Raw genomic sequence first — 22577 nt, 5'->3', positions numbered from 1 at the left:
TTCCTCGTGGCTGACGGCGCCATCGTCCTGCGTGAGAGACGGCGCCGTCAGGCCGGGTTATTCGACGTTTTTCTGGGAGTAAACAACGCCGTTGGCGTCTTGGATGTCACGAATGACTTCCCAATCCTTCTTGTAGGTGACCGGTACGAACTTGGTCACGCCGTCGAACTCTTCGCCCAGCTCCGTCCCTTTCATGTCGAAGCTGAAGAATGCCTTCTTGATCTTGTCGATCAGCTCCGGTTTGAGGTTATTGGCGTAAGTATAGGAAGTGGTAGGGAAGCGCTTGGATTCGAAGATGATCTTGACCTCATCCGGGTCGTAGAGCCCGCGCTCGGCCATGCGATCGACCACCTCGGAGGCCACCGGGGCGGCGTCGTAGTCACCTGCGACCACACCCAGCATCGATTGGTCATGAGAACCCGAATAGACCACTTCGTAATCCTCGTCCGGGGTGATGCCCTGCTTGGGGAACAGCGCGCGAGGCGCCAGGTTGCCGGAATTGGAAGTCGGCGAGGTGTGTGCTACACGCTTGCCCTTGAGATCGCTCAGCTCGTCGATGCCGCTGTCCTTGCGGGTGTAGACCTGCAAGGTATAGCCGAACTCGCCATCGTCGCTGCCCATGATCGCGAACGGCACCGCTCCGGCGAGATTGACCGCGAACGGTGTCGGCCCGGTGGAGAAGCCCGCGACCTGAATGCGCCCGCTACGCATCGCCTCGATCTCGGCAGCGTTCGATTGCACCGCATAGAAACGAACGTCCTTGCCGGTGACATCCCGGAGGTGCTCGATGAACGGTTCCCAGATATCGGCGTAGATCGCCGGGTCCTCGACCGGGGTGTAAGCGAAGACCAGCGGATCGGGATCGAGATACTGGGATTCGTCGGTCGGTGCGTCGGCGACCAGATCGCCATTGGCGTCGCAGTACATCGGCGCCAGATCGCCGCGCTGTGGGCACTCTTCAGCGGCCTGGGCCGTGAAGGCGAGGCCGCAGCCGAGCGTCAGCGTGGCCAGGAAGGAAAGAGGGAGGCGTAGTGACCGTGTCTTGGATCGTTCGAGGCGTCGTAGCATGACAGCGTCTCCTGAAACGGAGGTTGTTATAAGCGACACCGGCCGCGCCTATTGTGTGTCTCGTTGGGCCATGTTCGGTGTCATCGTTTTGTCACAGTGTGCGCAATATCCGGCGAAAAGCGCATTCGACTTTCGCTAATGACCGTCGCTCATGTTCGTTTCCGAGCAATCAATCAGGGTTGTCGCCGCCATTGTTACAATATAACATAATAAAAAATATCATCGGAACTATTCGTGCAACCATTACCCGTTACCGTCCTGTCCGGTTTTCTCGGCGCCGGCAAGACGACCGTTCTCAATCACCTGCTCAACAACCGCGACGGCCGGCGCATCGCGGTGATCGTCAACGACATGAGCGAGATCAACATCGACGCGGCGCTGGTCGAGCGCGAAGTCGACTTCAATCGCGCCGAAGAGAAACTGGTCGAGATGAGCAACGGCTGCATCTGCTGCACGTTGCGCGAGGATCTGTTAATCGAGGTGAATCGGCTCGCCGACGAGGGGCGCTTCGATTATCTGGTGATCGAATCCACCGGCATCTCCGAGCCGCTACCGGTGGCCGAGACCTTCACCTTCGAGGACGAGCAGGGGCGGAGCCTGTCCCAGGTCGCCCGGCTGGATACGCTGGTCACGGTGGTGGACGGCGCCAACTTTCTCTCCCAGTACCACGAAGCCAGGTCGCTGGCCGAAGCCGGCGAGAGTCTGGGTGAAGAGGACGAGCGCAATGTCGCCGACCTGCTGGTCGATCAGATCGAATTCTGCGACGTGCTGCTGATCTCCAAGTCCGACCTGATCGATGCGCGCGCCCTGGGCGAACTCGAGGCGGTACTGAAAAGCCTCAACCCCGACGCCGAGATCATCGCGATTCAGAACGGGCAGGTGCCGCTGGAAAGGGTGCTGAATACCGGCCGCTTCAGCTTCGACAAGGCGCAACAGGCGCCGGGCTGGCTCAAGGAAATGCGCGGCGAGCACGTTCCGGAAACCGAGGAGTACGGGATATCCAGTTTCAGTTTCGAGGCGCGGCGGCCGTTTCACCCGCAGCGCTTCCACGACGTGCTGCACGGCGACTGGGGCGACGGCAAGCTGCTACGTTCGAAAGGGTTCTTCTGGCTCGCCAGCCGGCCGCAGTTCGCCGGTCAGTGGAGCCAGGCCGGCGGTATCGCCCATCACGGCTTCGCCGGCCTGTTCTGGCGCGCGGTGCCGGAATCGCGCTGGCCGCAGGATCCCGAGTATCGCGCCTCGATCCTGGAAAAGTGGCAGGAGTCGTTCGGCGACATGCGCCAGGAGCTGGTGTTCATCGGCCAGGGCCTGGATGCCGCCGAGATTCGCCGGCGGCTCGAGGCGTGCCTGCTGAGTGATGAGGAACTGGCGCGCGGCAAGGACTACTGGGTGACGTTGTCGGACCCGTTCCCCGAGTGGGATATGGCCGCCGTCTGATCACGCTTTCGACGTCTCCAGAATCTGGCCGCCAAGAGTCTGGTCTCCACCGGAGGTTCCCCGGTTATCCTCACAAGGGTATCGGGGTTTTTTAGGGCTCGGTGTTTTCTTCAGTACGACATCTCTATTTATCAATATAGCTAGATTCATCGATATCACTAAATTCATCGATATAACTAGCTTGAGTGGAACATCTAAGTGCTCGATTCATAATACGGGTATTGCGTCGATGCCATTATCCTGAATAAAAGTGGCTTGCGCGCGGGACTATCAGTATGACCCTAATATTACTTCGGTTTTTAATTCATGCGCTTAGCTGCCCAAAGACTAAAATTTCGGACAATACTGTCGATATTGATGGCAACGCTTTTAGTCTGGCTGAAACACACTCGCTAATAACGCCGTTTCAGGCCCACCATAGAATTCCAAGTGAGTCGTCAAGAACTCATTGAATAATAAAGGAACGCCGCACATGGCCCTATTTCGCTCGCCGCGTCATCATGAAGCCGTGCTCGATGCCATCCATCGTGCCATGGCCATCATCGAGTTCTCCCCGGAGGGCATCATCCTTACCGCCAATAACAACTTTCTCGATATCACCGGGTATCGTGGCGTCGACTTGATCGGCCAGCACCACCGCCAACTTTGCGATCCGGCACTGGCCGCGAGTCGAGAATACGCGGCCTTCTGGGATCGGCTGCAGCAAGGCGAGTTCATTACCGGTCGTTTCAAGCGCATTGCCGAAGACGGCCACACGCTCTGGCTGGAAGCCTCTTATAATCCGGTCCGCGACCGTCGTGGAAAGATCATTCGCGTGGTCAAGACGGCGACCGACATCACCGCGCGGGTACGCGACGAGCAGGACATGCACAGCCGGCTGAACGCCATCGATCGGGCCATGGCGGTCATCGAGTTCTCTCCAGACGGACATATCCTGACCGCTAACGATAATTTTCTGAATACGGTGGGCTACGCTCTCGAAGAGCTCAAAGGCACGCATCATCGGATATTCTGCGAACGCGATTATGCAGCGAGCCAGAAGTACCGTGATTTCTGGGTTCATCTGAACGCAGGTGAATTCATGTCGGGGCAGTTCAAACGACTCGACAGGCGAGGTCGAGCGCTGTGGCTCGAAGCGAGCTATAACCCGGTCTTCGATTCCGAGGGGCAGCTCTACAAGGTGGTCAAGTTCGCGACCGATATCACCGACCGCGTGACACGTGAGAATGAAAGCGCGCAAATGGCCTATCGCATTTCGTCGAACACGGAAACGTCCGCCAGCGACGGTTCGCGTATCATCGACGAGACCATCACCGAAATTCGTTGTATCGCTGATCAGGTTGCGGCTGCCTCGCAGCTGATCGATTCCCTGGCGCAACGCTCCGCCGACATCAGCGCGGTGGTCGAAAGCATTCGCGATATCGCCGAGCAGACCAACCTGCTGGCGCTCAATGCCGCCATCGAGTCGGCCCGTGCCGGTGAGCATGGCCGCGGCTTCGCGGTGGTGTCTCACGAAGTACGCCAGCTGTCGATATGCACTTCCCAGGCCACTCGCGACATCACCGCCACCGTCGCCAGCCTGCGCGATCTCACTCACGAAGTGAGCGGTGGCATGCAGGTCTGTCTGGGCAGCGTGGAAAACGGCGTCCGCATGGCGGGCGAAGCCGGTCATGCCATCGATAGGATTCGTGCCGGGGCCAACGATGTCGTCAGTGCCATTGCCCACGTCACATCGACCCTATCTCACCTCGAAGCTGAGAACGCCCCGACCCTGCGGTGCGCGACATGAATATGGGCATATCGTGATCAGCCCCCGTGGATATTTAGGTCTTCTTCTGCGGCTATCGATGAGGCGCGGCCATTGCCAAACAATTATTAGCCAGCTACATTTTCGCCATCATTCGTTTCCGGAATTTTTCCATGGCATCCCCCAAGCTGTTCACGCCGCTCAAGCTCGCCGAGCTCGAGCTGGCCAATCGCATCGTGATCTCACCGATGTGCCAGTACTCCGCCGACGAGCACGGCAACATGACTGACTGGCATACGATCCATCTCGGCAATCTGGCGCTCTCCGGTGCCGGCCTGCTGATGGTCGAAGCTTCGGCGGTGGCGCCGGAAGGGCGCATCACCCCAGGCGACGTCGGCCTATATTCGGATGATAACGAGCAGGCCATGGCGCGCATGCTCGAGTCCGTGCGTGGCCACTCGCCGATGCCGATCGGTATCCAGCTCGGCCACGCCGGGCGCAAGGCCTCCTGTCAGGCGCCTTGGGAAGGTGGCGCGCAGCTGTCGCTCGAGCAGGGCGGCTGGCAGACCGTGGCGCCGTCCGAGGTCGCGTATCAGGACGATCAGCGTCCGCCGAAAGCCATGAGCCTCGAGGATATCGAAGCGCTCAAGGCCGGCTTCGTGGCCTCGGCCAAGCGTGCCGATCGCCTGGGTTTCGATCTGATCGAGCTCCACGCGGCCCATGGCTATCTGCTGCATGAATTCCTGTCGCCGCTCTCCAACCAGCGCGATGACCAATACGGCGGCAGTCTCGAAAACCGCATGCGGATCGTGCTGGAAATCTTCGACGCCGTCCGCGAGGTCTTCCCGCAGCACAAGCCGGTGGGTATTCGTATCTCCGGCAGTGACTGGGTCGAGGGCGGCTGGGACCTGGAGCAGAGCGTGGAATTGGCCAAGGCGCTCGACGCCCGCGGCTGCAGCTTCATCGACTGCTCCGGTGGCGGTCTCGATCCGCGCCAGGCGCTGGATGTCGGCCCCAGTTACCAGGTGCCGTTCGCGCGGCGCATGAAGCAGGAAGTCGCCATGCCGGTCATCGCCGTCGGGCTGATCACCGAGCCGGAGCAGGCCGAAGGCATCGTCTTCAGCGGTGAAGCGGATGCCGTCGCGCTGGCACGCGGCATGCTCTTTGATCCACGCTGGCCGTGGCACGCCGCTGCCAAGCTGGGTGCTAGTGTCCACGCGCCGAAGCAGTACCTGCGCAGCCAGCCGCACACGTTGAAAGGGCTGTTCGGCTAGGCATTCGTCGGTTTGGCTTGGTGGTATCCCGTCGTCGGTGATCGACGACGGGCTTCATGCAGGCAAGTCGCGTTCCACCACGGCAATCGCATCATGGGCATGCAGGCTTTCGGCATGGACGATTTCGATGCGATAGCCCGTGACGTCGGGCTGTGCATCGCAACCCTCGGCCAGCCGCCTGGCGGCATCCTCGCAGAACATCAGGTTGGCGCCATTGCGCTCTGCAAAGGCCTGCTCGTCGATGCGTTTTACCAGTGTCTGAACCGGTGTCTGCAGCAAGCGCTCGAAAGTATCGATACGATCGGCAGCGACGAATGCCGCCCGGGGACTTAGCGTGAGCGAGAGAGCGGCCCGGCTGCGCTGACTGTGCGGCGTGGGGAAAGCGCCCTGGTGCTCGATCCAGTCGGCGACGGTCCCGGCATCGATGTCGGCATGCATCTGTTCTTCCACCCAATGGCGCCAGTCCCGGGCCATGGCGTGGCGCGCCAGCGCGGTCGAGCAGGGGCAGGTGGAGGCGTAGTCGATTGATAGCGTCAGTATGGTCTCAAGCGCTTCTCGGCTGCCTTTCAATTCCAGCCTGCACGGATAGTGACGCCAACCGCTCTCGCCACTGAGCAGCGCCGGGCGGCGCAGTGGCAGATCGAAGCGCAGCGTTAGTGCCAAGGCCTGACTGATGCCTTGCTGGCTATCGAGCAAGGCGTTACCCAGCATCGTCAATCCGGCCGGTGTTAGCGGCGACTCGTCGAGCCGGTCCAGCAGCCGATAGAGCCGGGACATATGAATGCCGCGCTGGCCGGCGGCGAGATCGACACTGACGTCGGCGGTGGCGGGCAGCCGAGTGCCATCCTCCCATTGCAGGCGGGTGGCGATGCCCTGCATGCCGACATGTTGCAGGGCGCGGTAAGCCGACGCCCTGGACGGTTCCGGTTCGCGCCCAGCGGCGACATCCGGTAGCGGCGGTACGGTGAGGTTCATGATCGCTCATCGATGTCATTAATGTTATTTTATAACATATCTTTTGGCGTCGATGAGCACAACCTTCACTCGCCGCCGAGTTCGCGCATGACCTTGTAGAGCGCCGATTTTGCTTCGAACCCGACGCCCGGGACGTCGGGCAGGGCGACGTAGCCATCTTCCACCTGGATGCCGTCGGCAAAGCCGCCGAAGGGCTGAAACACGTCCGGGTAGGATTCGTTGCCGCCCAGGTGCAGGCCGGCGGCGATATTGAGCGACATCTGATGGCCGCCGTGGGGTACCACGCGGCGGCTGGACCAGCCCATCTCGGCCATGACATCGAGCGTACGCAAATACTCCACCAGCCCGTAGGAGAGCGCGCAGTCGAACTGCAGGTAGTCGCGATCCGGGCGCATGCCGGCGTAGCGCAGCAGGTTGCGGGCGTCCTGATGCGAGAACAGATTCTCGCCGGTGGCCATGGGCAGGTCGTAGTGGTTGGCCAGCTCCGCCTGCAGCGCGTAATCGAGCGGGTCGCCGGCCTCTTCGTACCAGAACAGGTTGTAAGGCTTGAGCGCTTCGGCGTAGGCGATGGCCGTCGCCTGATCGAATCGACCGTTGGCATCGACCGCCAGGCGGCTGCCGTCTCCCACCACCTTCAGCACCGCGTCGATCCGGCGCAGGTCCTCGTCCAACGGGGCGGCGCCGATCTTCATCTTGACCACGCTGTAGCCGCGATCGAGATAGCCCCGCATTTCCTCCTGCAGCTTCGAGTGGTCCTTGCCGGGGTAGTAGTAACCGCCGGCGGCGTAGACCCACACCTTGTCGTCGGCCTGGCCATCGCGGTAGCGCTCCGCCAGCAGCCGATAGAGTGGCTTGCCCTCGATCTTGGCCACGGCGTCCCAGACCGCCATGTCGATCGTGCCGACTGCCACGGAGCGCTCGCCGTGGCCGCCTGGCTTCTCGTTGGTCATCAACGTCTTCCAGATGGCGAACGGGTCCAGGTTGTCGCGATCGTGATCGATCAGTGTCTCGGGATCGGCCTCCAGCACCCGCGCCAGAAAGCGATCGCGCATCAGCGCACCCTGGCCGTAGCGGCCGTTGGAGTTGAAGCCGTAACCGATCACCGGCTTGCCGTCGCGGATCACGTCGGTGATTACCGCCACGACCGAGCAGGTCATCTTGGAGAAATCGATATAGGCATTGGCGATGGGGGAGGCGATCGACGCGGTCTGTTCACGGATGTCCACAATACGCATGGCGGAATACTCGTCAGTGAATGGTGAAAGCCACGATAGCGCTGGCCATGGATCGCCAACCAATGCTATTAACGAGGGTTGTCATGCCTAAACGGCATTGCTATTGGCATCCGCTCACAGGAATCGATCCATGGAACTGGTCTGGCTCGAAGACTTCATTGCGCTGGCGGAGCACGGCAGCTTCGTGCGTGCCGCGGAGGCGCGCCATATCACCCAGCCGGCCTTTAGCCGACGGATACGGGCGCTGGAGGCGTGGATGGGCGTCACCCTGTTCGTGCGTACGCCACAGGGGACGTCGCTGACCGAGGCGGGGCGGGCGATGCAGGGCGGCGCTCTCGAGTCCGCCACCCGCCTGCATCGGTTGCGTGAAGAAGTCCGGGAGGTGGCGGGCAAGACCGCCCGAACCCTGCAGTTCGCGGCGACGCATTCGCTGTCGTTCACGTTCTTTCCGCGCTGGATCCGTCAGGTCGAGAAGGGGGCGCCGATCGAGGCGCTGCAGCTTCATACCGAGAGCATGGCGGAATGCGAGCAGAGGCTGACGCAGGGGCGGGTGCATTTCCTGCTCAGTCACCGTCACCCGGAGGTGCCCACGCGGCTCGATCCGGGCCGGTTCGAGAGTCGAAGGATCGCGCAGGACACTCTGGTACCGCTGATCGGTACGGAATTGAGCAGAAAACTCGGCGAGGGCAAGGGCGCAGCGGCGGGCTTCGATCCCGAATTCCTGTCGGCGGACGATCCCGCCGACCCCTATCTGGCCTATACCGACGCTTCCGGACTGGGGCGCATCGTTGCCCACCGGCTGAGCAGCCATGCCGAGTTCGCCCCACGAGCGCCGCTGTTCTCGAGCCACCTGGCGGCGGTATTGATGTCGATGGCGCTGGAGAACAAGGGCATGGCCTGGCTGCCGCTCATCCTGGCGGAGTCGGAATGGCGCGAGCACCAGCTGGTCCGGGCGCTCGGGCCGGCCTGGGATATCCCCGTCGAAATTCACGTGACCCGTGCCAGGACAACGCTGCCGGCTTTCGCCGAGGCATTCTGGGAGCGTTTGATGACACGGGATTAGGACACGAAATGAGACCGCCGCACGCTCCCGAGCGTGCCCGCGTCGATCACCCTATTGACCGCCGATACGATCCAGCAGCGCCATCTGCGTCTCGGGAATCTCCAGCGCGGCCGCCTGGATGTTTTCCTGCAGATGCTCGGGCGACGAAGTGCCGGGGATCAGCAGAATGTTGGGCGAGCGCTTGAGTAGCCATGCCAGCGCCACTTGCATCGGGGTGGCGTCGAGCGTCCTGGCGACCTCTGTCAGCGTTTCCGACTGCAGGGGCGTGAACCCGCCCAGCGGGAAGAACGGCACATAGGGAATGCCGTCCGCGGCCAACTGATCGATCAATGCATCGTCGGCGCGATTGGCCAGGTTGTACTGATTCTGCACGCAGACGATGGGGGCGATTTCCCGTCCATCCGTCACCTGAGTGGTCGTCACGTTACTTAGCCCGATGTGCTTGATCAGGCCGCGTTCCCTGAGTTCCGCCAGCGTCGTCAGCGGCGCCTCCAGTGAGCCTTCCGCCGGCCCGTGCACGTCCAGCATGCTGCGCAGGTTGACGACCTCCATCTGCTCCAGGCCCAGGTTGCGCAGGTTGTCTTCCACCGCCTGAGTAAGTTCGGCAGGCGAGAGCGCGGGTAGCCAGGCACCGGTTTCGTCGCGCCGGGCGCTGACCTTGGTGACGAGGCAGAGTTCGTTCGGATAAGGATGCAACGCCTGCCGGATCAGCTGGTTGGTGACGTGGGGGCCGTAGAAATCCGAGGTGTCGATGTGATCGATACCGGCGGCGATCACGTCCTCGAGCACTTGAATGGCCCGCACCGGATCCTTGGGCGGGCCGAACACGCCGGGCCCGGCCAGCTGCATCGCGCCGTAGCCCAGCCGTTTGACCTGCCGGTCGCCGAGCGCGTAAGTGCCGGCTTTTTCAATGAGGGACATGCGTTCACTCCTGTGTCATGGATGATGTGTCAGACGCCCTTGTGTGTGCTTATGGTAGGCCCGTTAGCGTTGTGCGACTATTATGCTCAATCACTACAAGTCGTACGGATAACTGCACAATGAGCGCCGATCTCGGTGATCTCCAGGTCGTGCTGGCCGTTGCCAAGGCCAAGGGCTTTCGAGAAGCGGCGCGGTTGACCGGCAGTAGCCCATCGCGCTTGAGCGATGCGGTGCGTCGCGCCGAGACCGCGCTCGGCATTCGATTGTTTCATCGCACCACGCGGGCGGTGACGCTGACCGAGGCCGGCGCCGCCCTGGTCTCGCGACTGGCTCCGGCGATCGAGGAAGTCGAAAATGCATTGGATGCGATCAACGGGTTCCGGGATCGCCCGGTCGGCACCCTTCGTCTCAACGTGCCGGTCAGCACGGCACGACTGATCCTGCCTTCCCTGCTTCCCGCCTTCCTCAAGGCCTACCCGGAGATCCGCGTGGAGATCACCGCCGACAGCGCGGCAACGGATACGCTGGCGGCGGGTTTCGATGCCGGCATTCGCTACGATGAATTGCTCGAGCAGGACATGATCGCCGTGCCCATCGGCCCGCGCGAGCAGCGTTTCGCGCTGGTCGCTTCGCCCGATTACCTGGCGCATCGCGGCACCCCTGCCCATCCCCGCGACCTACTGCGGCACGCCTGTATCCGTGGCCGCTTCACCAACGGCAACCAGGCGGCGTGGGAGTTCGAGCGCGGGGAGGAGTCGATTCGCATCGACCCCACCGGCCCTTTGACGGTCAGCATCGGCGGCGGGGTGGATCTTGGCGTCGAGGCAGCTTTGCAAGGCGTCGGTCTGATCATGATCTTCGAGCAGTGGGTCGAACCGTATCTCGCCAGTGGCGCGCTGGTACCGGTGCTCGAACCCTGGTGGCAACGTTTCACCGGGCCTTACCTCTACTATTCGGATCGCCGGCTGGTGCCCGCGCCGCTGCGGGCCTTCATCGATTTCATTCGCGATCGCGGCTAGCGTTCCCGGCGGCGCGATGACGTATCCTGCTCCTCTCCGTAGTCTCCGTGGAGCTTCTCATGCGCATTTCACCGCTGCCGCCGCTCAACGCCCTGATCGCCTTCGAAGCGGCCGTGCGACACATGAGCTTTACCCGGGCCGCCGTCGAACTGAACCTCTCCCAGAGCGCGGTGAGCCGGCAGATCGTTCACCTGGAGCAGTTCCTGGGCCGCAAGCTCTTCATCCGCGAGCAGCGGCAACTGGCGCTGACTCGCGCGGGGGAAACCTATGCGCTGCAGGTGCGTTCGATCCTGGACGACTGCGTCAACGCCACCGCCGAGGTGATGAAATCCACCGGCGAGAGCGAGCTGACGGTGGCTTGCACCGCCGGCGTGGCGCAGTTCTGGATGGCACCCCGGTTGGGTCGGTTTCGGCGTCAATATCCCAATATCAAGCTGCGCCTGATCGTGCGCGATGGAGTGACGTCACTGTCGTCCTTCGAGTTCGATATCGGGCTGTATTACTTGAAGCAGGCATCTCTGCCGGGATTCGAGACCACTTATCTGATCCCGGAGAAAGTCTTTCCGGTCTGTGCGCCCGGTTATCTCGAAGCCTGCCGGGAGCGTCATGGGGTGGGGCCGGACTCGGGGTTGACGCCTGAACAGTTGAGTGAGGAGACGCTGCTGGTGCTCGAGGATGCCCAGAGTCTGTGGATTTCCTGGCGTGACTGGTTTCGCTATCACCATTTGCCGACGGTGAGCCTGAACAACGCCATCGCCATCAATCACTACCCGCCACTGGTCGAAATGGCGGTACTTGGCGAAGGCATCGTGCTGGGTTGGCAACACGTCATCGACAGTCAGATCGACAGGGGGCGGCTGGTCCGCGCGACTGATCACTGGGCGAGCCACGGGGGCGGTTATTTTCTGATCACGCCGGACGAACGTCGGGAGAACGTCGCCACGCGCTGTTTCAAGCGCTGGCTGCTGGAGATGGCGCCGCAGGGAGATTGATCGCCCGACGCAGGATCGATGCGCTGGCCGCATGCTGGCATGCATTTTTAAAGATTTTCAGGGGCACGAGGCGCTGGGTAGGCTCAAGTCGTATTTGGATGACTATCACGACAGTACCTCCCAAGCACAATAATGCCTCCCGAGAGCCCAATTCATGACCGAACTTTCCTCCGCACTCCCGTCGCCAGCCGTCCTGTTCCGTAACGCCAATCTGGTCGATGGTTCGTCCCCCGAGCCGCGTGCCGGAGTACACGTTCTCGTCGAGAACGGCCGTATCGTCCAGGTCTCGGACACGCCGATCGAAGCGGTCGGTGACACCCGCGTGATCGATCTCGAAGGGCGCACGCTGATGCCGGGTCTGATCGATTGCCATGTTCACGTCATTGCGACGATGGCTGATCTCGGCGCTAACGCGCTGCTGCCGGATTCATTGGTCGCGGCGCGTGCCAAACCGATCATGGAAGGCATGCTGATGCGCGGCTTCACCACCGTTCGCGATGTTGGCGGTGCCGATCGGGGGATCCAGCAGGCGGTGGCGGAAGGCCACTTCGTCGGGCCGCGGTTGGTGATCTGCGGCAAGGCGCTTTCCCAGACCGGCGGTCACAACGACTACCGCGGCTTCTATGACGAGCGCGACGACCAGTACCAGACCCGGCGCCTGGGTTCGATGGGGCGGATCTGCGACGGGGTCGAATCGGTGCGCCGCGCGGTGCGTCAGGAGATCAAGGCCGGCGCCCAGTTCATCAAGGTGATGGCCAACGGCGGCGTCTCGTCGCCCAGCGATCCGATCGAATTTTTGAGCTTCTCGGTGGACGAGCTCAAAACCATTGTCGAAGAGGCCGCCAACGCCCAGACCTACGTCAGCGCCCATCTTTACACTGACGAAGCGATTCGTCGTGCCGTTGAAGCGGGCGTGCGTTCCCTCGAACACTGCAATCTGATCGAGGCGGACACGGCCAGGCTGGCCGCCGAACGCGGTGCCATGGCGTGCCCCACGCTGGTGACCTACGAACGCCTCAAGATCGAAGGTGCCGATTACGGGCTCAAGCCCGAATCGGTTGCCAAGATCGACGACGTACGACTGGCCGGGCTCGAGAGCCTGGTCACCATGCGCGAGGCGGGGCTGGAGATGGCCTACGGCACCGACCTGCTCGGCGAGATGCATCCGCACCAGTCGGAGGAGTTCGTGATCCGCTCCCAGGTGCTGCCGCCGCACGAGGTGATTCGCAGTGCCACTTCCACCGCGGCCAGACTGCTGCGCATGGAAGGCGAGATCGGCTGCATCGTGCCGGGGGCGTGGGCGGATCTGATCGTGGTCGACGGCAATCCGCTGGAGGACATGAGCCTGCTGACCGGCCAGGGCAAGCATCTGTCGCTGATCATGCAGGGCGGCCGGGCGATCAAGGATCGACTGAGTCATTGATGATTGAAGGGATCGCGAACGCGGTCCCGGCCGCGAAACCAGACGGACAATCATCACAACCCATAACAATCACGACGTATAACAATCACGACTCATAACAATCAAGAACAGGAGGCTGCGATCATGCAGGCATTCTTCGTCATCGCGTATATCGTATTAATGGTCGTCATCGGGCTCTACTTCTCGCGACGCAAGGTCCACGACGATACCGACTTCATCGTGGCCGGGCGTTCGCTCTCCACCCTGGTACTGACCGCGACGCTGCTGGCCACCTTCGTGGGGTCGGGCTCGATCGTCGGTGGCGCCAGCTTCGTCTTCCAGCATGGCCCCGGTGCCGCGATCTTCTTCTTCGCCGGAACGCCGATCGCGGCCCTGGTGGTCTACTTCCTGCTGGCGCAGAAGATGCGCCGCTCGCGTGCGACCACCATCCCCGGATTGATCGAGGAACGTTTCGGATCCACGGCGCGCTCGATCGCCTCGCTGATCATCCTGCTGGCCTACGTCGGCATCGTTTCGTATCAGTTCACCGGTGCCGGACAGGCGCTCAACCTGGCATTCGGGCTGCCGGTATGGCAAGGCGTGCTGATCGCGGCGGCGATCATGATTGGCCTGGCGACCATGGGCGGCCTGGTCTCGGTGGCTTATACCGACTATCTGAGTGCGATCATCATCTTTGGCAGCATGCTGATCGCGGCGCCGATAGTGCTGACTCGTCTCGGAGGTCTCGGCGACATGATGGACGCGCTGCCGGCCACGCACCACACGCTGCTGGGCGGGCTGTCGCCGTGGCAGGCACTGGGCTACTTCCTGCCGCTGTTCCTGCTGATTCTGGGCGACCAGAATCTGTTCCAGCGCTTTGCCGCCGCGCGTGACCCGGCCACGGCCAAGAAAGCCGCCATGGGCCTGGTCATCGCCTCGATCGCGTGTACCTCGCTGATCGTGCTGCTGGTCTGCGCCACACGCGTGATGTTCCCGGATATCACGCCCTCCACGGCGATGATGACGCTGGCCCGGGAAGGGTTGCCCACGGTGGTCGGCGGCCTGCTGCTGGCGTCGCTCGTGGCGCTGCTGCTGACGACGGGAAACAGCTATCTGCTCTCTGCCTCGGCCAGCCTGACCCAGGATATTCTCGGCGGTCTATTGAATCTCGATATTCCGGCGGGCAAGGCGCTGCTCGTGAATCGCCTGACCGTCGTCGGGCTCGGCATTCTGGCCTGGATACTGGGCGCGTTCTTCCCCAGCGTGCTGGCGATGCAGATGTACTCCTACGGCATGTACGGCGCCGCGATCACACCGGTGTTCCTAGCGGCGCTGCTATGGCCGCGCGCCACACCGGCCGGGGCGCTGTCGGCGATGATCGTCGGCGGCGTGGTGACGCTGGTGTGGGAGATCGCGCTGGGCAAGCCGATGGGCTGGAACAGCGTGCTGGTGGCGATGCCGCTGGCGGCGGTGACGCTGATCGGCGTGAGTCTGGCCAGCCGGCCGCGGGTGGCCGTCGAGTCGCCCTCCGTCTGAGGGTAGATGTCGCCGTTCGCATCGGAGACGGGGTAAGGCCGAAATGCCTTACCCCGCTTTCGTTTCTCGGCTTGCCACACGTCGCGTCGAAACGATGAACGCGATCCCGAAGACGATCGAGAACAGCAGCACGATGGTTGGGGCCGGCGCGCTGTCGAGAAAGAACGAGAGATAGACGCCGAGAAAGGCGATGAAGGCGGACATCACTGCCGACAGCAGCAGCATGGTGCTGAAGCGTCGGGTCAGCAGGAAGGCGATGGCGCCGGGCGCGATCAGCAGGGCAATGGCCAGAATGATCCCGGCGGCTTTCAAGGCGCCGACGATGGTCAGCGAGATCAGGCAGAGCAGGCCGTAGTGCAGCAGCCGGGTTCGCAAACCGACCGCCCGGGCCTGGGTCGGATCGAAGGCGTGGAGCAGGAAGTCCTTCCACTTGAGACCGATGACGCCGACGGTGATCAAGGCAATCAGCGCCGACTCCCCGATATCGCGCCAGGCCACGCCCAGAATGTCGCCGAACAGGATGTGATCGAGATGGACCGTCGACTGGATCTTGATGTAGAGCACCAGGCCGATGCCGAACATACCGGAATAGACGATTCCCATCACCGTATCCTGCTTGATCCGGCTGTTTTCCTCGAGAAAGCCGGTGGCCACGGCGCAGAACATGCCGGCGACGAAGGCGCCGATGGCGTAGGGAATACCGATCAGATAGGCAATCACCACGCCCGGAAAGACGGCGTGGGAGATGGCATCCCCCATCAGCGACCAGCCCTTGAGCACCAGAAAGCAGGAGAGCAGGGCCATCGGCACGGTGACCAGCACGGCGATGACCATGGCGTTGACCATGAAGCCGAACTGGAACGGCATCAACAGGGTATCGAGCCAGTTCATCGGTGGGGCTCCGTGGAGTCGGTTGCCGAAGATCGCGTCGACGGCATCGGCTCTCGTGGCGCAGGCGCCGGCTCACGAGCCAGGGACGCCGCGGCCCGGCGTCTCGCGGCCAGCATGCCGTGCTTGGGCGCGAACACGAACGCGATGAGAAAGATCGCTGTCTGCAGCACCACGATCACGCCGCCGGTGGCACCGTCGAGAAAATAGCTGACGTAGGCACCGAAGAAGTTGGTCAGCGTGCCGATCGTCACCGCGATGATCAGCAGCCGCGGGAAGCGGTCGCTCAGCAGATAGGCCGTGGCTCCCGGCGTGATGACCATGCAGATCACCAGAAACGCGCCCACCGTCTGCAACGCCGCGACGGTCGAGGCGGCCAGCAGGGTGAAGAACAGGATCTTGAGCGCGGTGGGGTTGAGCCCGATCGAGCGGGCGTGACTCTCGTCGAAGAACGTCACCATCAGATCCTTCCACTTGACCAGCAGGATGACCAGCGAGACCACGCCGATCGTCACCAGCTGCAGCGTATCGGTGGGCGTGATCGCCAGAATGTTGCCGAGCACGATGGTCTGGATATTCACCGAAGTCGGCGACAGCGACACCATGAACAGCCCCAGGCCGAAGAACGAGCTGAAGATCAGACCGATGATGACGTCCTCTTTCAGCTTGCTGCGCTGGTTGAGAAACAGCATTGCCGCCGAGGCGAGCCCGCCGGCAAAGAAGGCGCCGAGGGAAAACGGCAGCCCCAGCATGTAGGCGCCGGCGACGCCGGGCACGATCGAATGCGACAGCGCATCGCCGATCAGCGACCAGCCCTTGAGCATCAGGTAGCAGGAGAGAAACGCGCAGACGCCGCCGACCAGCGCTGACACCCACATCGCGTTGCGCATGTAGCCATAGCCGAAGGGCTCGAATAGATAACCGAAGGGCTCGACTAGATAGCCGAACGGCATGAGGAGATCCATCAACGGGAGCCTCCCTTTCCGGTACCGCGGTGGCGCCGCGCGGCAATACCGTTCTGCATCACCAGCGGGCGCTCGTCGTCGGTGAACACGCCCACGGCATGGGGTGGCGCGCCGGTCTGCTGGGATTGATCGAGCACGAAGTGGCGCAGCACCCCGCCGAAGGCGCGCTCCAGGTTGTGCGGGGTGAATATCTCGTCGGTGGGCCCATGGGCGAGCACCGTGCCCTTGATCATTATCGTACGGTCGCAGAATTCCGGCACCGAGCCGAGATTGTGGGTCGAGACCAGCATCACGCGCCCCTCGGCGCGCAGTTCGCGCAGCAGCCGTATGATCTGATCTTCGGTCTGGACGTCGACCCCGGTGAACGGCTCGTCGAGCAGGATCACCCGGCTATCCTGGGCCAGCGCACGGGCCAGGAACACGCGCTTCTTCTGGCCGCCGGAGAGTTCGCCGATCTGACGCTGACGGAACTCACTCATGCTGACGCGCTCCAGCGCGGTTTCGACCGCGTCGTGGTCGGCCTGCCTGGGAATTCGCAGCATCCCCATGTGGCCGTAGCGCCCCATCATCACCACGTCCTCGACCAGCACCGGGAAGTTCCAGTCGACCTCTTCCGACTGTGGCACGTAGGCGATCAGATTGCGCTTGAGCGCGGTTTTGGCCGGCAGGCCAAGCACCTGGATCTCGCCTTGAGCCAGACGCACGAAGCCCATGATCGCCTTGAAAAGCGTCGACTTGCCGGAACCGTTCACGCCCACCAGCGCGGTAATCGTACCCGCGGGGATCTCGAAACTGGTGTCGCGCAGCGCGGTATGACCGTTGCGATAGATGACGGCGGCATCGGTCACGCGGATGCCGGCACCGGCTGGCGCGACGTCGGCCGATGGCGTCTCGGCGCCGGTCGATGCCCCTTTAGCCGCGTTGGCCGACGTATCGGCAGGCGTCGTCATGATGAAGCCCCTTGAGTCAGGCCTTTGACGATCGTCTCCGAAGTGACGCGCAGCAGGTCGATATAGGTCGGCACCGGGCCGTCGGGTTCGCTGAGCGAGTCGACGTAGAGCACGCCGCCGTAATGGATGCCGGTCTCGCGGGCTACTTGCTGCGCCGGTTTGTCGGAGACGGTGCTCTCGCTGAAGATCGCCGGAATGTCGTTGGCGCGAATGACATCGATCACCTGGCGAACCTGCTGTGGCGTGCCCTGCTGATCGGCATTGATCGGCCACAGGTAGCGCTCGCGCAGGCCGAAATCCCGCGCCAGATAGGAGAACGCGCCTTCGCTCGTCACCAGCCAGCGATTCTCCTCGGGGATCTGCGCCAGCGAATCGCGGATGGGCGCAACGGCGGTTTCGATCTCTTGCTTGTAGCGTTCGGCGTTGTTGCGGTAAGTCTCGGCGTTGGCGGGGTCGTGCTCGATGAACGCGTCGCGGATGTTGTCGACGTAGATCAACGCGCTCGTCGGCGACATCCAGGCATGCGGGTTGGGCTTGCCGTCATACGGACCCTCGGCGATGCTGATCGGCTCGATGCCTTTCGATACCACCACGCTGGGCACGTCCTTCAGATTGTGGAAGAAGCGCTCGAACCAGCGTTCCAGATCGAGCCCGTTCCACAGGATCATGTCCGCATCCTGGGCACGCAGGATGTCGCGCGGGGTCGGCGCATAGTTGTGGATCTCGGCGCCCGGCCGGGTAATCGGCTCCACCGTTGCGGCGTCTCCGGCCACGTTCTGCGCCATGTCCGCAATGACCGTAAAGGTGGTCACTGCCTTGAACTTGTTCTGGCTCACGTTTTGGCCGGTGTCCTGAGCGCTGGCGGGGAGAGCGAGCAAGATGCCGAGGATCACGCTCGCGACACCGAGCAGTACCGAACGTTGTAAACCTCGCTTCATGGTCCATCTCCTGATTCTCGAGCTTTGGGTTCTCAGACACCCAGCGATTGTGCTCACCCACATGAGTGTCTGGGGCAGCTCTCTGTCAGCGCGCTGATTCATGGGATCGCAGAGCCCATGCTTCGACGGCAAACGATTAGCGACCCTGTCTAATTAACCACGGTTTAACTCTATTCCCAAGGTTGTTATTTGTAGCATCGGTTAAGGCTTGTCGTGAAGTCCTTTCGCCTCTTGCAAATACGAAAATCGAGCGGAGCGATGGAGCGCGTCCGTCTATCGTCTAGACTCGTGGCACATGAACTCAGGAGGCCGGCGATATGCCTGCAGCTAAAGTGTTGTTTTTGGTGACGATTATGCTGGGCGCTACCCTGGTGCTTGGCGGATGCTCACCGATTCCTGATGCGCCAGGTCCGATCGGCATTCCCGGTATCTGACGCCTATCTGGCCGTTATCGATGAGAGAAGTGGAGGGCGGCGCCCGGTCACCGAGCGCGCTGATACGACGCTTCGGGAGTGATGGGAGTGTCGGGAGTGTTGGGAGCGATAGAATGATCAGCTGTCGTTGACGAGTCGCTTGGCCAGCGCCCGACAATCCGCGAGATGCCAATCGGCGTCTCTCGTCTCCCGGGCCTGCGGCGCGTTGACCAGCACGGTTCGCGCGCCGGCGGCTCTGCCGCAGGCCATATCCAACTGGCTGTCGCCGACCATAACCAGATCCGATGGCGCCACCTTCCAGCGTTGGATGAAGCGCTCCAGTCCGCCGGGATGGGGTTTGGGCGGTGCCTCGTCGCGGCCGAGCACGTCATCGGGAGCGAAGCAGTCATCCAGGCCGATCGCATCGAGGGTGATGTGCGCCAGCTCCTTGGCGTTGCGGGTCAGAATGCCGAGCCGACAGCCACGCTCGCCTAGTGCCCGAACCAGTTCGATGGCGCCGGGGGCAGCGGTGGAACGCATGGCGAGTTCACGCTCGTGTTCGAGCAGCCAGGCGTGTTTGGCATCGCGCTCGGCCACGGGCAGCGTTTCCAGATGATGGAGAATATCGGCGCCGTCAGGAATTTCGAGATGACGGCGAATGGCGGGGAAGTCATGCACGCCGACGGTCAGCGTGCCATCCATGTCGAAGACCCAGTGGGTGAGGGTGGAGAGAGAATGAAGGTCGGTCGGGGGAGATGAGGGAGGCATCACGTCACTCGTCGATTGAATAATGGTCATCATGCCATTTGGCGACAGCTTTGCGTTATCGAGCGCTCGGTTTGTCCTGACAGTCGGTTCAGGGGCTTAGCGTAGCGTGCCAGTGTTTTCACCAGGTCGCCGGATGCCATGGTTTCCGCGTCACCTGTATGATTCCCTGCATTATACGAACAGTGCATCGAGACGCAGGGATACTTCCGAAGATCATGAATACTGAAAGCCACTCACGGCAGGCCGCCTTCATCTGGTCCGTCGCGGATCTGCTGCGCGGCGATTTCAAGCAGTCCCAGTATGGCCGCATCATCCTTCCTTTCACGCTACTGCGACGGCTGGAGTGTGTGCTGGCGCCGTCCAAGCAGGCGGTGGTGGATGCGGCGCACGCGCATCGCGACAAGCCGGATGGCGTACGCGAGCAATTGCTGCTACGAGCGGCCAAGCAGCCTTTTACAACGCTTCATCTTTGACGCTGGGTACGCTCTCCAGTACGCAGACCGCCAACGACCTGATGAGTTACGTGCAGTCGTTCAGCCAGGATGCGCGTGAGATCTTCGAGCACTTCGAGTTCGAGAACTTCGTTCAGCAGCTAAGCGCCAATGATCTGCTCTATAAGGTCGTCGAGGCGTTCGCCAAGACGGATCTCAGTCCGGAACATCTCTCCAACTTCGGCATGGGGCTGGTCTTCGAAGAGCTGATCCGCAAGTTCGCGGAAAGCTCCAACGAGACGGCGGGGGAGCACTTCACCCCGCGCGATATCGTGCATCTGACAACTTCGCTGGTGCTGACCAATCAGGATGCCAGGCTCAAGAGCGGCGGCATCGTCACCGTTTATGACCCGACAGCAGGCACGGGCGGCTTTCTCTCCGAAAGCGACGAGTACATGCAGCAGGTCAGCGGCGGCATGAGTGTGTCGCTACATGGTCAGGAGCTCAACCCCGAGTCCTACGCGATCTGCAAGGCGGATATGCTGGTCAAGGGCCAGGAGGTCAAACAGATCAAGCTGGGCAACACGCTCGCCAACGACCAGCTCGCCGGCGAGCACTTCGACTTCATGCTCTCCAACCCGCCGTTCGGCGTGGAGTGGAAGAAAGTACAGAAACAGGTTACCGACGAACACAAGCAGAAAGGCTTCAACGGGCGTTTCGGCCCTGGCCTGCCGCGCGTCTCCGACGGTTCGCTACTGTTCCTGATGCATCTGGTCAGCAAGATGCGGCCCACGCAGCAGGGCGGCTCGCGCATCGGTATCATCCTCAACGGTTCGCCGCTATTCACCGGCGGCGCGGGAAGCGGTGAGTCCGAGATTCGCCGTTACCTCCTCCAGCACGACATGGTCGAGGCCATCGTCGGCCTGCCTACGGACATGTTCTACAACACCGGCATCGCCACCTACGTGTGGATTCTCTCGAACGCCAAGCCGGCCGAGCGTCGCGGCAAGGTGCAACTGATCAACGCCACCGGTCGCGCCAGCAAGATGCGCAAGTCGCTTGGCAGCAAGCGCCAGTTCGTCGCTGATGGGGACATCGAAGCGATCGTACGGCTCTACGGGCAGAACCTCGAGGATGAAGAGAGCAAGATCTTCCCGATCGACGCATTCGGCTACCGACGCATCACCGTGGAGCGCCCGCTGCGCCTGAACTTCCAGGCAAGTCCCGAACGGCTGGCGAAGCTGGATGACGAGAAGCCCATCCAGAAACTCGTCGAGGCGGAGCGCGAAGCGCTCAAGACCGCCTGCGCGACGCTTGATCCCGAGCAGGTTCATATCAACCGCGACGCTTTCACCAAGGCGTTGAAAGCCGCCCTGAAAACGGCCGGATTGAAAATCGGCGCGCCGGTGCAGAAAGCCATTCTCAATGCGCTTTCCGAGCGCGACCCGGAAGCGGAACTCTGCCTCGACAGCAAAGGTAACCCGGAGCCGGATAGCAGCCTGCGCGATAACGAAAACGTGCCGCTGGGTGAATCCGTGTTCGACTACTTCAAGCGCGAAGTTCAGCCCCACGTGCCGGATGCCTGGGTCGACGAAGACAAACGCGACGAGCAGGACGGCCGCATCGGTATTGTCGGCTTCGAGATCCCCTTCAACCGCCACTTCTATGAGTTCAAGCCACCACGCCCGCTGGAGGAGATCGACGCCGATCTCAAGGCCTGCACCGACCGGATCAAGCAGATGATCGAGGGGATGTCGGCATGACGACATTTCCGAAATATGCCGAATACAAGGACTCCGGCGTCGAGTGGTTGGGCGAGATACCAGTACATTGGAATCTATATCGGTTTAAGCAGGTTTTTAGGGAGCGTGTCGGGCGATCAGAAGATGGCAGCGAGGAGCTTTTGTCAGTCTCTGCTTATTGGGGCGTTCGCCCTAGGTCTGATATGCGTGAAGACAATGAGCATTTGACCCGCGCTGACTCGTTGAAAGGTTATAAATCATGTAAAGCTAGCGATCTTATTATGAACATCATGCTGGCTTGGAATCGTGGGCTTGGGTTTGCTTGGCAAAGTGGCATAGTTAGTCCCGCATATAGCGTTTTTGTCGTCATAGATTGCTCGGAGCCTAAGTTCCTCGATTATCTTGTTCGGTCTGATGAGTATACTCGATACTATAAAGCTTTCTCTTCTGGTGTGATCGATTCGCGGCTCAGGTTGTATCCTGAGACCTTTGGGCGCCTTTTTTGTGCGTTACCTAGCCACTTTGAGCAGATAGCGATTGCTCAGTTCCTCGACCACGAAACCGCCCGCATCGACGCGCTGATCGACGAGCAAAAGCGCCTGATTGAGCTGCTCAAGGAAAAGCGCCAGGCGGTGATCTCTCATGCCGTTACCAAGGGGCTGGATCCCGAGGTGCCGATGAAGGACGGCGGTCTCAATGACCAAGCGCAACACGTGACCCATCAGGTACGGTGTTGCCATGAACCACTGCTATCGCCATCTTTCTGCTGAAGACCGGGCCGCCATCATGATGATGCGAGCCACGCATTCGATC

At 61.8% G+C, this 22577-nt stretch carries 20 protein-coding genes; 11 read left to right on the top strand and 9 right to left on the bottom strand.

From position 1 onward, the window contains the following. Positions 1-57: 57 nt before the first annotated feature. Positions 58-1068: a phosphate/phosphite/phosphonate ABC transporter substrate-binding protein gene (gene phnD, locus ACUN9V_RS12685; protein ID WP_445511655.1), complete on the bottom strand. Its 1011-nt coding sequence runs from the start codon at positions 1066-1068 to the stop codon at positions 58-60. Between the two features lie 234 nt (positions 1069-1302). On the opposite strand from phnD, the gene zigA reads away from it, so the two are divergent. From zigA to ACUN9V_RS12670, 3 genes are all read left to right on the top strand, one after another. After that, a complete protein-coding gene (zigA, locus tag ACUN9V_RS12680; RefSeq protein ID WP_445511654.1) occupies positions 1303-2505 on the top strand; it encodes a zinc metallochaperone GTPase ZigA in 1203 nt (400 codons plus the stop codon). A gap of 472 nt (positions 2506-2977) precedes the next feature. Continuing rightward, the gene (locus ACUN9V_RS12675; protein ID WP_445511653.1) at positions 2978-4294 is read left to right on the top strand and encodes a methyl-accepting chemotaxis protein; all 1317 of its coding nucleotides are present in this window, start codon (positions 2978-2980) and stop codon (positions 4292-4294) included. 131 nt (positions 4295-4425) lie between these two features. Then, positions 4426-5526 (top strand): NADH:flavin oxidoreductase/NADH oxidase, encoded by a 1101-nt coding sequence (locus ACUN9V_RS12670; protein ID WP_445511652.1) that lies wholly within the window; start codon positions 4426-4428, stop codon positions 5524-5526. Between the two features lie 54 nt (positions 5527-5580). Here ACUN9V_RS12670 and folE2 read toward each other — a convergent pair whose 3' ends face one another. Both folE2 and ACUN9V_RS12660 read right to left on the bottom strand, forming a co-directional pair. Then, positions 5581-6501, bottom strand: coding sequence for a GTP cyclohydrolase FolE2 (gene folE2 / locus ACUN9V_RS12665; protein ID WP_445511651.1), 921 nt, complete (start codon positions 6499-6501; stop codon positions 5581-5583). A gap of 65 nt (positions 6502-6566) precedes the next feature. After that, on the bottom strand, positions 6567-7736 hold the full coding sequence (locus tag ACUN9V_RS12660) for a mandelate racemase/muconate lactonizing enzyme family protein (protein WP_075560590.1): 1170 nt from the start codon (positions 7734-7736) through the stop codon (positions 6567-6569). A 130-nt stretch (positions 7737-7866) separates the two neighbouring features. On the opposite strand from ACUN9V_RS12660, the gene ACUN9V_RS12655 reads away from it, so the two are divergent. After that, complete coding sequence (locus ACUN9V_RS12655) at positions 7867-8799, top strand: LysR family transcriptional regulator (protein ID WP_445511650.1); 933 nt, start codon at positions 7867-7869, stop codon at positions 8797-8799. Positions 8800-8850: 51 nt separating this feature from the next. Here ACUN9V_RS12655 and ACUN9V_RS12650 read toward each other — a convergent pair whose 3' ends face one another. Continuing rightward, positions 8851-9720: an aldo/keto reductase family oxidoreductase gene (locus tag ACUN9V_RS12650; protein ID WP_445511649.1), complete on the bottom strand. Its 870-nt coding sequence runs from the start codon at positions 9718-9720 to the stop codon at positions 8851-8853. A gap of 119 nt (positions 9721-9839) precedes the next feature. Between ACUN9V_RS12650 and ACUN9V_RS12645 the strand changes: the two genes are divergently transcribed. From ACUN9V_RS12645 to ACUN9V_RS12630, 4 genes are all read left to right on the top strand, one after another. Continuing rightward, positions 9840-10739: a LysR family transcriptional regulator gene (locus ACUN9V_RS12645; RefSeq protein WP_445511648.1), complete on the top strand. Its 900-nt coding sequence runs from the start codon at positions 9840-9842 to the stop codon at positions 10737-10739. 59 nt (positions 10740-10798) lie between these two features. Further along, positions 10799-11731 (top strand): LysR substrate-binding domain-containing protein, encoded by a 933-nt coding sequence (locus ACUN9V_RS12640; protein ID WP_445511647.1) that lies wholly within the window; start codon positions 10799-10801, stop codon positions 11729-11731. 154 nt (positions 11732-11885) lie between these two features. Next, on the top strand, positions 11886-13154 hold the full coding sequence (locus tag ACUN9V_RS12635) for an amidohydrolase family protein (protein ID WP_445511646.1): 1269 nt from the start codon (positions 11886-11888) through the stop codon (positions 13152-13154). A gap of 123 nt (positions 13155-13277) precedes the next feature. After that, on the top strand, positions 13278-14669 hold the full coding sequence (locus ACUN9V_RS12630) for a sodium:solute symporter family protein (protein WP_445511645.1): 1392 nt from the start codon (positions 13278-13280) through the stop codon (positions 14667-14669). A gap of 48 nt (positions 14670-14717) precedes the next feature. Here ACUN9V_RS12630 and ACUN9V_RS12625 read toward each other — a convergent pair whose 3' ends face one another. From ACUN9V_RS12625 to ACUN9V_RS12605, 5 genes are all read right to left on the bottom strand, one after another. Further along, positions 14718-15560, bottom strand: coding sequence for a metal ABC transporter permease (locus ACUN9V_RS12625; RefSeq protein WP_445511644.1), 843 nt, complete (start codon positions 15558-15560; stop codon positions 14718-14720). Then, positions 15557-16522: a metal ABC transporter permease gene (locus tag ACUN9V_RS12620; RefSeq protein WP_445511643.1), complete on the bottom strand. Its 966-nt coding sequence runs from the start codon at positions 16520-16522 to the stop codon at positions 15557-15559. Before ACUN9V_RS12620 ends, ACUN9V_RS12625 begins: the two co-directional genes overlap by 4 nt. Beyond that, complete coding sequence (locus tag ACUN9V_RS12615) at positions 16522-17472, bottom strand: manganese/iron ABC transporter ATP-binding protein (protein ID WP_445511642.1); 951 nt, start codon at positions 17470-17472, stop codon at positions 16522-16524. Before ACUN9V_RS12615 ends, ACUN9V_RS12620 begins: the two co-directional genes overlap by 1 nt. Then, on the bottom strand, positions 17469-18410 hold the full coding sequence (locus ACUN9V_RS12610; RefSeq protein WP_445511641.1) for a metal ABC transporter substrate-binding protein: 942 nt from the start codon (positions 18408-18410) through the stop codon (positions 17469-17471). The genes ACUN9V_RS12615 and ACUN9V_RS12610 overlap by 4 nt, the downstream gene beginning before the upstream one ends. Before the next feature lie 551 nt (positions 18411-18961). Next, complete coding sequence (locus ACUN9V_RS12605) at positions 18962-19591, bottom strand: HAD family hydrolase (RefSeq protein WP_445511640.1); 630 nt, start codon at positions 19589-19591, stop codon at positions 18962-18964. Between the two features lie 215 nt (positions 19592-19806). Between ACUN9V_RS12605 and ACUN9V_RS12600 the strand changes: the two genes are divergently transcribed. The 3 genes from ACUN9V_RS12600 to ACUN9V_RS12590 are packed head-to-tail and all read left to right on the top strand — an operon-like array spanning position 19807 to position 22534. Beyond that, entirely contained in the window at positions 19807-20064 is a 258-nt protein-coding gene (locus ACUN9V_RS12600; RefSeq protein ID WP_445511639.1) for a type I restriction-modification system subunit M N-terminal domain-containing protein, read from the top strand. Beyond that, positions 20061-21785 (top strand): HsdM family class I SAM-dependent methyltransferase, encoded by a 1725-nt coding sequence (locus tag ACUN9V_RS12595; protein WP_445511638.1) that lies wholly within the window; start codon positions 20061-20063, stop codon positions 21783-21785. Before ACUN9V_RS12600 ends, ACUN9V_RS12595 begins: the two co-directional genes overlap by 4 nt. Next, positions 21782-22534 carry a hypothetical protein gene (locus ACUN9V_RS12590; RefSeq protein ID WP_445511637.1) on the top strand — a complete coding sequence of 251 codons (753 nt, stop codon included), beginning with the start codon at positions 21782-21784 and terminating at the stop codon, positions 22532-22534. Before ACUN9V_RS12595 ends, ACUN9V_RS12590 begins: the two co-directional genes overlap by 4 nt. Positions 22535-22577 lie beyond the last annotated feature (43 nt).

It is taken from the genome of Salinicola sp. V024 (genome assembly GCF_052645315.1).
The sequence above is the reverse complement of the archived record's forward strand: the minus strand, read 5'-3'. Positions and strand labels throughout refer to the sequence as shown.

Excerpts from the sequence above, each read along its gene's own strand:
- phnD (WP_445511655.1), bottom strand. The coding sequence starts at position 1,068 with ATGCTACGACGCCTCGAACGATCCAAGACACGGTCACTACGCCTCCCT.
- ACUN9V_RS12675 (WP_445511653.1), top strand. The coding sequence starts at position 2,978 with ATGGCCCTATTTCGCTCGCCGCGTCATCATGAAGCCGTGCTCGATGCC.
- ACUN9V_RS12670 (WP_445511652.1), top strand. The coding sequence starts at position 4,426 with ATGGCATCCCCCAAGCTGTTCACGCCGCTCAAGCTCGCCGAGCTCGAG.
- folE2 (WP_445511651.1), bottom strand. The coding sequence starts at position 6,501 with ATGAACCTCACCGTACCGCCGCTACCGGATGTCGCCGCTGGGCGCGAA.
- ACUN9V_RS12660 (WP_075560590.1), bottom strand. The coding sequence starts at position 7,736 with ATGCGTATTGTGGACATCCGTGAACAGACCGCGTCGATCGCCTCCCCC.
- ACUN9V_RS12655 (WP_445511650.1), top strand. The coding sequence starts at position 7,867 with ATGGAACTGGTCTGGCTCGAAGACTTCATTGCGCTGGCGGAGCACGGC.
- ACUN9V_RS12650 (WP_445511649.1), bottom strand. The coding sequence starts at position 9,720 with ATGTCCCTCATTGAAAAAGCCGGCACTTACGCGCTCGGCGACCGGCAG.
- ACUN9V_RS12645 (WP_445511648.1), top strand. The coding sequence starts at position 9,840 with ATGAGCGCCGATCTCGGTGATCTCCAGGTCGTGCTGGCCGTTGCCAAG.
- ACUN9V_RS12640 (WP_445511647.1), top strand. The coding sequence starts at position 10,799 with ATGCGCATTTCACCGCTGCCGCCGCTCAACGCCCTGATCGCCTTCGAA.
- ACUN9V_RS12635 (WP_445511646.1), top strand. The coding sequence starts at position 11,886 with ATGACCGAACTTTCCTCCGCACTCCCGTCGCCAGCCGTCCTGTTCCGT.
- ACUN9V_RS12630 (WP_445511645.1), top strand. The coding sequence starts at position 13,278 with ATGCAGGCATTCTTCGTCATCGCGTATATCGTATTAATGGTCGTCATC.
- ACUN9V_RS12625 (WP_445511644.1), bottom strand. The coding sequence starts at position 15,560 with ATGAACTGGCTCGATACCCTGTTGATGCCGTTCCAGTTCGGCTTCATG.
- ACUN9V_RS12620 (WP_445511643.1), bottom strand. The coding sequence starts at position 16,522 with ATGGATCTCCTCATGCCGTTCGGCTATCTAGTCGAGCCCTTCGGTTAT.
- ACUN9V_RS12615 (WP_445511642.1), bottom strand. The coding sequence starts at position 17,472 with ATGACGACGCCTGCCGATACGTCGGCCAACGCGGCTAAAGGGGCATCG.
- ACUN9V_RS12610 (WP_445511641.1), bottom strand. The coding sequence starts at position 18,410 with ATGAAGCGAGGTTTACAACGTTCGGTACTGCTCGGTGTCGCGAGCGTG.
- ACUN9V_RS12605 (WP_445511640.1), bottom strand. The coding sequence starts at position 19,591 with ATGCCTCCCTCATCTCCCCCGACCGACCTTCATTCTCTCTCCACCCTC.
- ACUN9V_RS12600 (WP_445511639.1), top strand. The coding sequence starts at position 19,807 with ATGAATACTGAAAGCCACTCACGGCAGGCCGCCTTCATCTGGTCCGTC.
- ACUN9V_RS12590 (WP_445511637.1), top strand. The coding sequence starts at position 21,782 with ATGACGACATTTCCGAAATATGCCGAATACAAGGACTCCGGCGTCGAG.